Annotated in this window: 11 protein-coding genes; 5 read left to right on the plus strand and 6 right to left on the minus strand. The window is 49.3% G+C overall.

Features of this window, described 5'->3' with window-relative positions; all coding sequences use genetic code 11:
* Positions 1–137: 137 nt before the first annotated feature.
* From PsW74_RS14975 to PsW74_RS14985, 3 genes are all read left to right on the plus strand, one after another.
* Entirely contained in the window at positions 138–1,811 is a 1,674-nt protein-coding gene (locus PsW74_RS14975) for a class I adenylate-forming enzyme family protein (RefSeq protein ID WP_063288786.1), read from the plus strand.
* An 8-nt stretch (positions 1,812–1,819) separates the two neighbouring features.
* A complete protein-coding gene (locus PsW74_RS14980) occupies positions 1,820–3,061 on the plus strand; it encodes a hypothetical protein (protein WP_063288787.1) in 1,242 nt (413 codons plus the stop codon).
* Positions 3,062–3,166: 105 nt separating this feature from the next.
* Positions 3,167–3,823 carry a DsbA family oxidoreductase gene (locus tag PsW74_RS14985; protein WP_063288788.1) on the plus strand — a complete coding sequence of 219 codons (657 nt, stop codon included), beginning with the start codon at positions 3,167–3,169 and terminating at the stop codon, positions 3,821–3,823.
* A 481-nt stretch (positions 3,824–4,304) separates the two neighbouring features.
* Here the strand turns inward: PsW74_RS14985 and eno are convergent, their stop codons facing one another.
* The 6 genes from eno to cysQ all read right to left on the minus strand — a co-directional run bounded on the left by eno (position 4,305) and on the right by cysQ (position 11,631).
* On the minus strand, positions 4,305–5,579 hold the full coding sequence (gene eno / locus PsW74_RS14995) for a phosphopyruvate hydratase (RefSeq protein ID WP_063288790.1): 1,275 nt from the start codon (positions 5,577–5,579) through the stop codon (positions 4,305–4,307).
* 190 nt (positions 5,580–5,769) lie between these two features.
* On the minus strand, positions 5,770–6,618 hold the full coding sequence (gene kdsA, locus PsW74_RS15000) for a 3-deoxy-8-phosphooctulonate synthase (protein ID WP_063288791.1): 849 nt from the start codon (positions 6,616–6,618) through the stop codon (positions 5,770–5,772).
* A 491-nt stretch (positions 6,619–7,109) separates the two neighbouring features.
* Positions 7,110–7,700 carry a hypothetical protein gene (locus tag PsW74_RS15005; RefSeq protein WP_063288792.1) on the minus strand — a complete coding sequence of 197 codons (591 nt, stop codon included), beginning with the start codon at positions 7,698–7,700 and terminating at the stop codon, positions 7,110–7,112.
* Between the two features lie 215 nt (positions 7,701–7,915).
* The gene (gene cysN, locus PsW74_RS15010; protein WP_063288793.1) at positions 7,916–9,841 is read right to left on the minus strand and encodes a sulfate adenylyltransferase subunit CysN; all 1,926 of its coding nucleotides are present in this window, start codon (positions 9,839–9,841) and stop codon (positions 7,916–7,918) included.
* Positions 9,842–10,750, minus strand: coding sequence for a sulfate adenylyltransferase subunit CysD (cysD, locus tag PsW74_RS15015; RefSeq protein WP_057466276.1), 909 nt, complete (start codon positions 10,748–10,750; stop codon positions 9,842–9,844).
* A gap of 71 nt (positions 10,751–10,821) precedes the next feature.
* The gene (gene cysQ, locus PsW74_RS15020; protein WP_063288794.1) at positions 10,822–11,631 is read right to left on the minus strand and encodes a 3'(2'),5'-bisphosphate nucleotidase CysQ; all 810 of its coding nucleotides are present in this window, start codon (positions 11,629–11,631) and stop codon (positions 10,822–10,824) included.
* 261 nt (positions 11,632–11,892) lie between these two features.
* Here cysQ and galU point away from each other — a divergent pair, with 261 nt between their 5' ends.
* Both galU and PsW74_RS15030 read left to right on the plus strand, forming a co-directional pair.
* On the plus strand, positions 11,893–12,777 hold the full coding sequence (gene galU, locus PsW74_RS15025) for a UTP--glucose-1-phosphate uridylyltransferase GalU (RefSeq protein WP_063288795.1): 885 nt from the start codon (positions 11,893–11,895) through the stop codon (positions 12,775–12,777).
* Positions 12,778–12,794: 17 nt separating this feature from the next.
* Complete coding sequence (locus PsW74_RS15030) at positions 12,795–13,805, plus strand: NAD-dependent epimerase (RefSeq protein ID WP_063288796.1); 1,011 nt, start codon at positions 12,795–12,797, stop codon at positions 13,803–13,805.

The following is a 13,805-nucleotide window of genomic DNA, read 5'->3' on the forward strand; positions in this document are numbered from 1 at the left end:
TGGGATGCACCTAAAGAGTAGATAAACACATAAAAATTAGGCTGCGTTCTTGATGAAGGCAGCCTACTCAACAAAAGTGTCTATTAACCAACTTGTCGAATCTCTAATTTCTCAGTCGCTTAGCGGACTTACCTTAAATGATACTGTCAAATACCGATGCCATTGCAAACCACAGCACAACTGGAGTTTGGGGCAATATCACTCTTGATATGCTGTTCCGGCGTGCTGCGCAAAAACATCCAAACCGCTTGGCATTGGTCGATGCACCCGACAGAGAAACATGGACCGGCGGCAAGCCGCGCCACCTGACCTATGCCGAAGCAGAGCAGGAAATCAGCAGAATTGCTGGCTTCTTCGCAGCTGTAGGGATGGAGCCAGACCACATTCTGGGCCTGCAATCTCCCAATACAGTCGATAATGTTCTTTGCATCCTCGGCGCACTACGAGCTGGCCTGATTGTTTCCCCCTTCCCGCTGCACTGGCGCCACTCTGAGATTTTACGCGCACTCAGCACAGTAGATGCCAAAGCACTGATCACAGCAGATCGCGTTGAAACTCGCATGCTCGGCGAAGAAGCGCGCGACGCTGCCGCTGACTTTTTCTCTCTGCGTTTCGTTTTTGGCCTCGGCAGCGACATTCCCGACGGCCTCATCGATATGGCACCCATGCTGGCTGAGAGTGGGGATTCCTTCCCGGAGCCGGTGGTAGATCGGGATGGAGCACCTGCCAATCACGTCGCCACACTCACCTGGGTTCACTCTGGGTCCGAAATCAGCCCAATCCCGCGCAGCCATAACCACTGGGTCTCCACAGGCCTCATGCCGTTTCTTGAGACAAGACTGGAGCCGGGTGCACGTATTTTGCTGCCGTATATTTTGTGCGGAATTACCGGAATTGGCGCCGGTTTGGTCCCGTGGCTACTGAGCGAAGGGACGCTGCATCTCCACCATCCACATGCTTTATCCACATTAACGGATCACGCACGCTCCATTGAGGCAAATTATATTTTAACCCCTGGACCGCTTGCTTCTCACATTGATGGGGCCTTGGAAGGCTGGAAAACAAACACCGTTGCCACATGGGCAATCACCTCACCAACGCCTGCCAAATACAAAGCCAAAGGCATCGTAACAGACCTCCATGTGTTGGATGAATATGCACTGGTGGCACATTTGCGAGGAACCTCTGAGGAGCCTGTCTCCCTCATTCCGGGCAACCAGTTTGCCCCAAGTTCATCCACCCACGGCCCGTGCCTTATTAATATTGATCCCGTTGAAATAAATGAGGAAAATTCACAAGAAGTTTCGACAACAGCGCCCGGATACCACCTCAAACTCAAGGGTGCGATGGTCCCGGATGCAGATTGGCCGACCAACGAATCTCATCTTACATTCTTCAGCAACGAGCAAAATGAACATGGGCTGATTACTCAAATCCCTGTTGGCGTACATGACGTTACTGGAGCAATTCATGGCTTTGGAACGCCCGGTCAAAAAGCACCCGGTTTGCTGGAGCTGGAACGTCTCGACGAAATATACAGTGAATTCTCGGGGGTAAAAGAAGCGGCTGCTTTTCTGGTAGAAGATGAATTAATGGGTGCACGCCTTATGGTCGCGGTGGTACCGTCAGAAGGCCTTCTCGTTGATGTGGAAGCCTTTTACGCCTACCTCGACGCATCACGCGTCAGCCTGACAATGATGCCACATAGAATTCTGTCACTCCGCGCATTGCCAATGACAGAAGGTGGTACTGTAGACCGACAGAAATTGACCAGACGCTCCCAGCCAAAACCGGTGGAAGCGGTTGCCTGAGAGGATGAATGGCCGATCATAGCCAACCATTAGAGACTGAAACGCACGATTCCAGTTGGGGCAAAATCCTGCTGATCGCACCGGCGCAAAATCATGTCTTTGATATGTTGGAGCCTTTGACCGTGCTATCTGATCGTCTGGTCGCAGTTCGAACCAGCGCACAGCTTATTGACGAGCTACAGGGTGCAAACGTTCTTCCCATATGCATTCTTTTGCCCTGGCAGGAAGATAATCCTCCTGAGCTAGATGAACTCACGCAAACCATTAGGCAATTCCGAAAAGGTCCCGGTGTCGAAGTTCCACTTCTTATTATTACAAGTGGCAGTGCGCCTGTTCCGCTAGATTTAAAGCCAAGCGCAACTGTGAGTGATGCAATACCACCAGATGTTCTGCTGCCACGCATTGCCGGTTTGAGGCGTCTTGCCAACAGAGCTGAGGAAGCGCGCCTGCGCCGTGGCCTATTTGGTCCATTGCCAGAGTATAAGATCGAATTTGGCCCGCTAAAATCTGCGGGACTACTCGTTGCCGGGTTTGGCAAGCACTTTGGACGCACGCAAGCTCTGTTGGATATGCCTGTAGAAATCGTCAGCGGTTTCTCCTCCGATATGACAGAGGATTATCTGACAGCGCGCCGATTTGAAGCTGTCTTGATCGACATGCCCGCATGGCAAGCTTGCGAAGAGATTGAGCGCCTGCGAGCTGATCCACGTTACTTCAACTTGCCCATACTTGCCCATAGCATTGACGAAGAATCCGCACACCTCCTCTATTCAGCAGGTGCAACTGATGTCCTGCTCGGTGAGGTCTCAGATAAAGCGCTCACGGGTCATATCATTAGCGCCTTGCGCGCGGGCAGACGCCAGCGTTTGACCGATGCAATCCTGACTGTTTCCAGCCAATGGCTTGCACGTCAGGACAATGATGATTTCCTTTCCGAGCAAAAATACCTCAACTACCTGAAACTTCTAGAAGAATCCACAAAACGGCGTGGTGAGTCCATCTACGAACTCAATCTTCTTGAACTCATAGAACGTTTCACTGGCAGCAATCCTCAAGCATTTGCACAGCATCAAATGTACTGGAGCGGAACTGTCCTTTCCATAGCAATGGCCGTTTGCCGTGATGAAGACTTCGTTGCTAACATTGAAGGCCGTGGACCTGTCGCCGTTCTACGCAGCAAAAAAGGCATGGAACAGCTCTCCAACCGCGTGCTCGTCATGGTACGCACCACAGGCTTGGGCAACGGATAAGTTCTTCCACCTCCTCACGAAACTGTGAGAGTTTTCCTGGAAAACTATCGGATATTCCTGATAGATTATAGAGCTAACGCGACAAACCCATAACTGAGAATACTGATGTCTACTACTGCCCCGATTGTCATTGATGTTATCTCCGATGTCATGTGCCCATGGTGCTTCATCGGCAAACGCCGACTGGAGAAAGCCTTGATGCTGCTACCAGACAGCACCGTAAAAGTTCAATGGCACCCCTACCAACTTGATGCGACCCTTCCCAAAGAAGGCAAAGATCGCAAAAAATATCTTGAAGACAAGTTTGGTGGAGCTGAACGGGCAAAAGAGATCTACGCTCAGGTAAGCAATGCCGGTGCAGCAGAAGAAATTGACTTCAAGTTTGAGGCAATCACGAAATCCCCAAACACAATCGACAGCCACCGGCTGATCCGCTGGGCCCGTTCTGAAGGCATGCAGGACGCGATGGTCGAAGAGCTGTTCAAGCTTTACTTCACAGAAGGCGCTGACCTGACCGATAAGCAAGTCCTGACCAACGCCGCCGAACGCGCAGGCCTCAACAGCAAACTCGTTTCTGATCTACTGAATACAGATCAGGACGTAAAAGAAGTTGAAGCAGATGTAGTCCGTGCTCATGAAATTGGCGTAACAGGCGTTCCCTTCTTCATCATAGATGGCCGCTTTGCAGTGGCAGGAGCAGAAAACCCCGAAACACTCGCAGCAGCAATCCGCCACGCCGAGGAAACAAAATCTGGCGAATAAAAGAAGTAGCCGCGTCTTTATGTGCTTAACGAGCTGCTGAAGATAAATTCTAAGCGCAACAACAAAGCCACATATTCAACTGCTGGATTTCAATAGTGGCTCTGTTTTGCTTGCAGGTATAATCTTGCATGCATGAGCCTTAGGACTTTCATCGCGCTGCTACTAACTCCCATTGCCATTTGGCTTGCAAGTATTGCGGCGCTCTTCGTGATTAGTTCGAGCACTGACTGTTCATTTTCATCGAAAGGTATAAGCCCCTGCATCATTTATGGGATTGATATTGGGCACTCTTTGTATGATCTCGGTCTGATGGCGGCATGGGGGTTCCTAGCCGTCCCGTATATGTGGGGTTATCTATTTCCAGGGTGGTTCATATTCAAAGTCGGAACCTTTTTGTACGGCATTTTCATCAGGATGTAGAAAGCAAAAAAGCCGGCCCAAATGGACCGGCTTTCTTAATTTCAAGCAAATACTGAAGGTCTTACCCGCGCAGGATAGAACGACCAGCAAACACGCCCTGCAGGCCCAGTTCTTCTTCGATACGGATAAGCTGGTTGTACTTAGCCATACGGTCAGAACGGGACAAAGAACCTGTTTTGATCTGGCCACAGTTGAATGCAACTGCCAGGTCAGCAATGGTGTTGTCTTCGGTTTCACCTGAACGGTGAGACATGACAGAAGTGTAGCTTGCACGGTGCGCCATATCGACAGCTTCCATGGTCTCAGTCAGAGAACCGATCTGGTTCACTTTCACGAGGATGGAGTTTGCAGTGTCGTTTTTGATGCCGCGAGCAAGACGCTCGGAGTTGGTCACGAACAGATCGTCACCTACCAGCTGACACTTATTGCCGATCGCTTGGGTCAAAGACTTCCAGCCATCCCAATCTTCTTCAGCCATACCGTCTTCGATGGAGAATACTGGGTACTTGCTCACCAGATCTTCAAGGTAGCGAACCATTTCATCAGAACCAAGGATCTTGCCTTCGCCCTTCAGGTTGTATTTGCCATCCTTGTAAAACTCAGTGGAAGCCGCATCAAATGCAAGCATCACGTCGTCACCAGGGGTGTAACCAGCTTTCTCAATAGCGTTCAGAACGAAACCGATCGCTTCATCAGTAGAACCGATACCAGGAGCAAAACCGCCTTCATCACCCACATTGGTGTTGTGGCCAGCTGCGGAAAGACCTTTCTTGAGCGTATGGAAGATTTCACAACCCATACGAACAGACTCACGCAGAGAGCTTGCGCCCACTGGCATGATCATGAATTCCTGGAAATCAATTGGGTTGTCAGCATGCTCACCGCCGTTGATGATATTCATCATCGGAACTGGCAGTGTGCGTGCACCAAAACCGCCCACATAGCGGTAAAGTGGCATCGCAGCCGCTTCAGCAGCAGCTTTCGCAACAGCAAGGGAAACGCCCAAAATAGCGTTTGCACCAAGACGGCCTTTGTTTTCGGTACCGTCAAGTTCGATCATAGCACGGTCAACTTTGATCTGGTCTTCAGCGTCCATACCGCCGACAGCATCAAAGACCTCACCGTTTACAGCTTCTACAGCGTCCTCGACACCCTTGCCAAGGTAACGCTCACCGCCATCGCGGCGTTCAACAGCTTCAAATGCGCCAGTGGAGGCGCCGGACGGAACTGCAGCCCGACCGAAGGAGCCGTCTTCCAAAAGCACATCAACTTCAACAGTTGGGTTGCCGCGGCTGTCAAGGATTTCGCGACCAATAATGTCGATGATAGCAGTCATCTAAGAGTACTCCAATGTACTTGTAGAGTGTGGAATTTTGGCTCTAAGAGCTTTTACCCGAGGTACTGCCCCCAAGGAAGAGAAGAGACCGTACCCTTCTGTAAATCCTTGGGAATAAACGAATGTATTTTGTCGCACCTCTACGTAAAAACGCAGTATTTTGTCACTTTCCTTAGGTGCCGTGAAATATCTAAAGCGTAAAACTTCCGTTTTTCGCGATCCGGTCAAACTCCTGCAGCCACAGCAGCAAGTCTTTGAGTCGGTTTAGAGGAATCATATTCGGACCATCAGATGACGTGGTGTTGTCAGGATCGTCGTGCGTCTCCACAAACAGACCTGCGATGCCAACGGCAACAGCAGCACGTGCCAGTGTTGCAACAAACTCGCGCTGTCCACCAGATGTGCCACCAAGGCCGCCAGGCTGCTGTACAGAGTGAGTTGCATCAAACACCACCGGAGCACCCATGTCCGCCATAATCGGCAGAGCGCGCATGTCTGAAACAAGTGTGTTGTAGCCAAATGTTGCGCCACGCTCGCACAGCATCACATTGGAGTTGCCACTCTCAACCACTTTGGTCATGACGTTTTTCATGTCCCAGGGCGCGAGAAACTGTCCCTTCTTCACATTCAGCGCTCTACCGGTTTTCGCAGCAGCAACAAGAAGGTCAGTTTGGCGGCACAGATAAGCTGGAATCTGCAAAATATCGCAAACTTCACTAACTGGTGCACAATGGTTTGGCTCATGCACATCGGTAATCACCGGCAAGCCGTAGGTTTCTTTGATTTCCGCAAAAACCTCCAGACCTTTGGCCATGCCCATACCGCGGCTGGCAGACAGACTAGTCCGGTTCGCCTTGTCGTAGCTCGCTTTGAAAACCAACCCTATACTCAGTTCTTCTGCAATTTCTTTGACAGCCTGAGCCATTTCCATGGCATGTGCGCGACTCTCCATCTGGCATGGTCCAGCAATAAGAGAGAACGGCTTATCATTTGAAAAGACAGCGTTTCCAACTGAAACTTCTGAATTTGGTTGAGACACGAAGAGATCTCCTTAAAGGCGTGAATATAATCCAAAAGTTGATTAGGCGCTTTGGCTCCAAATTACAAGAGCAGGAACGATGCGATGCACTCTACAGAGACCTTTGACATACGCAGATCTTACAGCCAGTCCTCCAAGTCTGTGAACGCCAAAAAACTTGAGTTTCATGGGATAGCTGCAGCCATCATCTTGCTTGGTCCAATGCATATCTAACAATAGCATGCACTGCATAGAATGCATCTCATCTGTGAGTAGATGAGTGCTACGCCTCAACTTGGATGGCGACCTTTTCACTAGCCAAAGCCTGTGGTTCAAAACACATTCTTTGATGAGCTCATTAATGCTTCATATTGAATTGAAGAGAGTGGCAACCGGCCAATCGATACGTTGCCGCCCACACTGAGCTTAAATGAAACATAACAGCGCCAACACAAAAGCGAACCATCAGAAACTGTGTAGCCAAGCGAAACATCCACCAGGCTAAAACAGCGTCATCCAATAACCATAGACATCTCGGCAGTCTTCCCCATAAGAACAATCAAACTCTTCGCATCTGTTGTTAAGGTAACTCCATAACTCTTTGCTATTTTGTCTCGCTCTCTCTCATAGGTATCCTGAAACCGCTCAACTTGCTTTTGGAGCGCGGCCACCTGAGCAATCTTCTTCTCAGCGGCATCATAACCTTTGTTCGCAGTATCTAAATGCTGGCGAAGTTTTTGATACTTTTCAACGCCAATAAGCTTTTTCTTGTCTCCACCAGCTTCAGCTTCCAAAGTTTTCATTCCCTTGGTGATTTGCTCCACCGAATCATGTGCCTTGATATAGTCGTCCTGTGCTTTCGCAAGAGATTTGAGGGCTTTCTGACCTGTTTCAATATCAGCAGAAATTTTCTTTAGCTTCGGTTCATCCTCGACAAGTTTCATATAGGCCTTTTCGACAGCCGCTTTATCATTTGTCAACTTGCCGTATTTAGCGACATCTTTAGCCGGGAGCTTATGTTTTTTTTCCATTTCTTTCTGGAATGCAGACACACCGCTCAAGAACTCTTTGACATTCTTATATTTTTTGAGAGCCTTTGGCATTTATTCCTCCAACTGTTTTGCCATGACAGCACAAACGCAGCGAGAAACTACCTGATATCGACCCTGCGAAAAATTACAGGGTCTCACCTTGGTAAAAAATTCTTAGAGTAATTCGGAAAGATTGGCATAAACCCTGCCTGATAAAACACTCACTTGAAACTGAAAAACCGGGAACTCTCGTCCCCGGCTGGAAATTCCAAAAACTTACAGGTGTTCTAGATGACCCAGGTATTGTCCGAGCCAATATAGCCATCTTTAAGCAAGCGGTCGACGATCTCATCAGCCAGAGCCTCAACAGTGCGCCCTGCAGTTTTCAAATGCAGTTCCGGAGCCTCAGGGGCTTCATAAGCGCTATCTATCCCGGTAAAGTTGGAAATCTCACCTTTCCGAGCCTTGGCATAAAGTCCCTTAGGGTCACGTGTTTCACACTCTTCAAGAGTTGTATCGACAAAGATTTCAAAGAACTCATCCGTATCCAGCAAATCACGAGCAAGCTGACGTTCAGCCTTAAATGGCGAGATAAAGGAAACCAGTGTGATCAACCCTGCGTCCACAAAGAGTCTCGATGTCTCAGCAACTCGGCGGATGTTTTCAACGCGATCAGCATCGGTAAATCCAAGATCTTTATTCAGACCATGACGAACATTATCGCCATCAAGCAGATAGGTATGCCGTCCAAGGCTCAGTAGCTTCTGTTCCACCGCATTCGCAATGGTCGACTTACCGGAGCCTGAAAGCCCTGTGAACCAGAGAACGGCAGGCTTCTGTCCTTTAAGACCACCACGCGCTTTCTTGTTCACATCCAGGGCTTGACGATGAACGTTAGTCGCCCGTCGCAGTCCAAACCAGATAAGACCAGCAGCAACAGTCTCATTCGTCATTCTGTCGATGAGTATAAAACTGCCAGTATCCCGGTTTGCTTCATATGGGTCGAACGCAATTGCTTCAGAAAGCGCCAAATTACAAAATGCGATCTCATTAAGAGCCAGCTGCTTTGCCGCATGATGATCAAACGTGTTCACATCTACCTTGTGTTTGATCTCTGTAACACTTGCCCCGATCGTTTTAGTGCCACACTTCAAAAGATAAGGTCGCCCCGGCAGCATTGCACTTTCAGACATCCAGATCAGATGAGCGGCAAACTGGTCACTTACATCAGGTCGTGAGTGCGCTGGCGCTAGAACATCGCCACGAGAAATATCGATCTCATCAGCCAATGTCAGAGTAACCGATTGACCGTCATCAGCTCGCAGCTGATCACCATCCATGGTGACAATCTTTTCAACGCGACTGGTTTTGCCAGACTGGGCAACGACAACTTCATCACCCACATTGACAGATCCGCCACGAACAGTGCCGCTATATCCGCGAAAATCCAGATTTGGACGGTTCACCCACTGAACTGGAAAACGGAACGCTGCTTCGCTGTGCTCTTCACCAAGTTCAACATTTTCAAGGTGTTGAAGCAAAGTCGGACCAGTAAACCAACTGAGTTTCTCGCTATTGGTGGTCACATTGTCACCAAAACGCGCTGAAAGCGGAATGACTTCGCTACTGTCAAAATCAAACCCAGATGAGAAGCTCTCAAAATCCGCCTTGATTTCTTCAAACCGCTTTTGGTCATAGTCAACAAGGTCAATCTTGTTGACCGCCAGAACCACATGACGCACGCCCAACAAAGATGCGATAAATGCGTGCCGACGTGTCTGCGTTAGCAGTCCATTGCGCGCATCAACCAACAAAATTGCAAGATCTGCCGTTGACGCCCCGGTCGCCATGTTCCGCGTATACTGTTCATGCCCAGGTGTATCAGCAACAATAAACTTCCGTTTTTCAGTCGAGAAAAAGCGGTAAGCAACATCAATTGTGATCCCCTGCTCCCGCTCAGCCTCAAGGCCATCCACGAGCAACGCAAGATCAATTTCGTCTGCAACAGTTCCGTGCTTGCGGCTATCTTTCTCAAGCGCTGCCAGCTGATCCTCAAAAATCAGCTTGGTGTCGTAGAGCAAGCGACCAATAAGCGTGGACTTTCCATCATCGACACTGCCGCAAGTCAAAAAACGCAGGAAACTTTTGGACTCTTGTGAGTTGATATAGGTGGACAGATCAAATGCTTCTGCCACTGGCGCGATCTTGTTCATTTAGAAATACCCCTCACGCTTCTTCTTTTCCATTGAGCCGGAGCTGTCATGATCAATCAGGCGACCACTACGTTCAGAAGTCCGGGCAATGAGCATCTCACTCACAATATCTTCAAGAGTATCAGCTGTGGATTCCACAGCCCCTGTCAGCGGATAACATCCAAGAGTTCTGAAACGAACATCCCGTTGCTCAACTTTCTCACCTGGTTCCAGACGAAAGCGATCATCATCCAACATCAACAAAGTGCCATCCCGCTCAACCACGGGTCGCTTGGCAGAGAAGTAGAGAGGTACAATTTCGATGCCTTCAGCCAGAATGTACTGCCAGATGTCCAGCTCAGTCCAATTGGAGAGCGGGAATGCGCGAATAGATTCACCTTTGGCAATCCGACCGTTATAAAGTGACCACAGTTCCGGGCGCTGGTTCTTAGGATCCCAACCATGGCTCGCAGAACGGAACGAAAAAACGCGTTCTTTTGCGCGCGATTTTTCTTCATCACGCCGCGCACCACCGAAAGCTGCATCAAACTTGTATTGCGTAAGCGCTTCTTTCAGCGCTTCCGTTTTCATGATGTGCGTATAATTGGAGCTGCCGTGATCAAATGGATTGATGTTGTTTTTGACGCCCTCTTCGTTCGTGTGAACGATCAGATCCAGTCCATATTTATCTACCGTGTAATCACGGAAAGTGATCATCTCCTGAAACTTCCACGTGGTGTCCACGTGCAGTAGAGGAAATGGAGGCTTGGAAGGATAGAAGGCTTTAAGAGCAAGGTGCAGCATCACCGCGCTGTCTTTACCAATGGAGTAAAGCATCACAGGGTTGTCAAACTCTGCCGCTACCTCGCGAATAATATGAATGCTCTCGTTTTCTAGTCGTCGCAAATGCGACTGGCTATCAATGCCCATCACGGTCTCCAAAGGACGTGTCGTTAAGTCTTGATCCAGAGTTTAACGGTTGAGCATTGATGCGCCGAAGCTTACCAACCCGACCTTAAGCCATAATGGGAAATAATTTTTTCGTCCGCGACTGCTAAAAAGCACGGATTTGCGAAAGGTTTGTCTTGAGGCGTTTTAAGCTTGCCGTATGCAAGTGGCGCTCCCCCCTTTACAACAACCGCTCCCCCGGCAGCACAAAGGATCGCTTGCCCGGCAGCAGTATCCCACTCCATCGTTGGCTCCATGCGTGGATAAAAATCGGCTTTCCCTTCTGCCAGGCGGCAAAATTTCAAAGATGAACCCGCAGCAACAATCGATGAGTTCTCCAATCTTTCTAATAGAGCATTGGTCCGTTCACTGCGATGCGATCGGCTTGCCAGAACCCGCAGTTCTTTAGAAAAAACCGTGCAACTCATCTCTGTAGCTTTTCCCGGCTCAAGTCCTTTGGCTTCTGATCGATAAGCACCTTGCCCAACCTCTCCCCAAAACAGCTCACCAGTCACAGGGGCAAAGATAACGCCTTTGGTGGGAGTTCCGTTCTCGATCAATGCAATATTGACTGTGAACTCGCCATTCCGGCTGATGAACTCTCGCGTACCGTCCAGAGGATCCACAAGAATAAAGCGGGAACCGATTTCTGGCATAATTCCTGCTGCCATTGCTTCTTCAGCAATCACAGGTACATCTGGACAGAGAACAGACAGGTGATTGAGGATAATTTCTTCAGCTTGCTGGTCTGCAATTGTGACCGGAGAACCATCTCCTTTGGTCACCGACTGAAAGCCTTCCTCATAAATCCCCAGAATTCGTTGCCCTGCTTCCAGCGCCGCAAGCTTAAAACCTTCAATCACAATTACACCCTTGATAGCTTTCTGTTCATCTTGGAGTAACTTTTAAAACAGCATGTTCTGGAGAAACAAGAGAGCTTCACAATTTCGCGATAATTGACTGCGAATGAACATCTCTAAAGAATGAGTAATTCAAATTTCGGGCAATCGAAGCATTATGTCCTAGGACAAATTCATTTGGTACCATTGACGAGCCTAATTCGCTGCAGATAAGTGCTAAGAAAATGACTGTTTCGATCTCCTTGACCTAAGGAATTCAAATATATGACACGTGCGATACGAAAAGCTGTTCTCCCGGTTGCAGGTCTGGGCACCCGCTTCCTTCCTGCAACAAAAGCCGTTCCAAAAGAAATGCTGACCATTCTGGATCGGCCTATCATCCAGTACGTGGTTGATGAAGCTCGCGCAGCCGGGATTGAGCACATCGTATTTGTAACAGGAAGAAATAAACAGGTGATCGAAGACCACTTCGACATTGCTTATGAGCTGGAAGAAACTCTGCGTCGCAGAAACAAAGACCATGCATTGGAGCTTCTTGAAAAGATCCGCCCTTCCGCAGGTACAACCAGTTTCACCCGTCAGCAAGAACCTCTCGGTTTGGGACATGCGATCTGGTGTGCACGCGACATCATCGGCAATGAACCTTTCGCTATTTTGCTGCCAGACATGCTGATGAAAGCGCCAAAAGGCTGCCTCTCACAAATGGTAGAGGCCTATGAGAACCATGGCGGCAACATCATCTCAGTTGAGGAAGTGCCGTGGGATCAAACACACAAATACGGCATTGTCGAGCGGGATGCTCCACGCGCTGACGACACGTTCTCCATCACTGGTATGGTTGAAAAGCCAGCAGAAGGGACTGCACCATCTAATCTCTACATCAATGGCCGTTATATCCTGCAGCCAGAGATTTTCGGACTTCTCGAAAACCAGAGCACCGGTGCCGGTGGTGAAATCCAGCTCACCGATGCCATGCTCACACTGATGGGCCAGCAGGACTTCCACGGCGTCGAATTCCGTGGAGAAACATACGACTGTGGTTCTCGCTCAGGGTTCTTGTCGGCAAATGTCGCTTATGCATTGGATGATTCGGAGCTGGCTGCTCAGCTACGCCCAATGCTAGACAAGCTTCTTGTAAAAACCAGCTGAGTATCGGGAAACGTGAAATGGAAAAAGTACTTGTAACAGGCACTGCCGGCTTTATCGGCAACGCTGTAGCCCTCCGTCTGTTACAAGATGGCTATCATGTCATCGGCCTGGATTGTGTCACAGACTACTATGATGTGACGCTGAAGGAAGAGCGACTGAAGCGTCTCACATCCTCTAACCATTTCACAGAGGAACGGATCAGGCTTGAAGATGCCGAAGCTGTCATGCGCATCTTCAAGCAACATGCACCGTCAAGGGTCATTCACCTTGCTGCTCAGGCAGGCGTGCGCTATTCGCTGGAAAGTCCTCAATCTTACGTCGATGCAAACGTCACTGGCTTTCTATCTATACTGGAAGGTGCTCGCGCGCATGATGTAAAGCATCTGGTCTATGCTTCCACCAGCTCAGTCTACGGGCTAGATGAAACGATGCCGTTGTCGACACATCGCGGCGGCAATCATCCGGTTTCATTTTATGCTGCAACAAAAAAAGCCAACGAGGCCATGGCCCATTCCTACGCCCACCTCTTTGACATCCCTTGCACAGGTCTACGGTTCTTCACCGTTTACGGTCCTTGGGGACGCCCGGATATGGCTTTGTTCAAATTCACCAAGGCCATATTAGAGGGTAAACCTGTCCCGCTGTTCAACCACGGCAATATGATCCGTGATTTCACATACGTGGATGATATTGTGGAAGGTATTGTGCGGGTTTCCAACCTCCCCCCAAAACGTACGGATAATTGGGATGGAAAAGCAGCTGATCCGGCAACCTCCAGCGCACCGTATCAGGTCTTCAACATCGGCAACAGCGATCCAGTCCAGCTAATGGACTATCTAGCCGCTATCGAAGACGCGCTGGGCATGACCGCAAAGAAAGAGTTCTTACCATTCCAGCCTGGAGACGTTGCAGCCACCTTTGCTGATGTTACAGATCTGATTGAGACAACGGGCTTCAAACCGCAAACCTCCGTAAAGGCAGGGGTTGCAAACTTCGTCAAATGGTATCGGGATTACTACAATGTGTAG

Origin of the sequence: Pseudovibrio sp. W74 (assembly GCF_001623085.1) — a bacterium.
Taxonomy (GTDB): domain Bacteria; phylum Pseudomonadota; class Alphaproteobacteria; order Rhizobiales; family Stappiaceae; genus Pseudovibrio.

Excerpts from the sequence above, each read along its gene's own strand:
- PsW74_RS14975 (WP_063288786.1), top strand. The coding sequence starts at position 138 with ATGATACTGTCAAATACCGATGCCATTGCAAACCACAGCACAACTGGA.
- eno (WP_063288790.1), bottom strand. The coding sequence starts at position 5,579 with ATGACTGCTATCATCGACATTATTGGTCGCGAAATCCTTGACAGCCGC.
- cysD (WP_057466276.1), bottom strand. The coding sequence starts at position 10,750 with ATGGGCATTGATAGCCAGTCGCATTTGCGACGACTAGAAAACGAGAGC.
- PsW74_RS14980 (WP_063288787.1), top strand. The coding sequence starts at position 1,820 with ATGGCCGATCATAGCCAACCATTAGAGACTGAAACGCACGATTCCAGT.
- galU (WP_063288795.1), top strand. The coding sequence starts at position 11,893 with ATGACACGTGCGATACGAAAAGCTGTTCTCCCGGTTGCAGGTCTGGGC.
- PsW74_RS15005 (WP_063288792.1), bottom strand. The coding sequence starts at position 7,700 with ATGCCAAAGGCTCTCAAAAAATATAAGAATGTCAAAGAGTTCTTGAGC.
- PsW74_RS15030 (WP_063288796.1), top strand. The coding sequence starts at position 12,795 with ATGGAAAAAGTACTTGTAACAGGCACTGCCGGCTTTATCGGCAACGCT.
- PsW74_RS14985 (WP_063288788.1), top strand. The coding sequence starts at position 3,167 with ATGTCTACTACTGCCCCGATTGTCATTGATGTTATCTCCGATGTCATG.
- cysN (WP_063288793.1), bottom strand. The coding sequence starts at position 9,841 with ATGAACAAGATCGCGCCAGTGGCAGAAGCATTTGATCTGTCCACCTAT.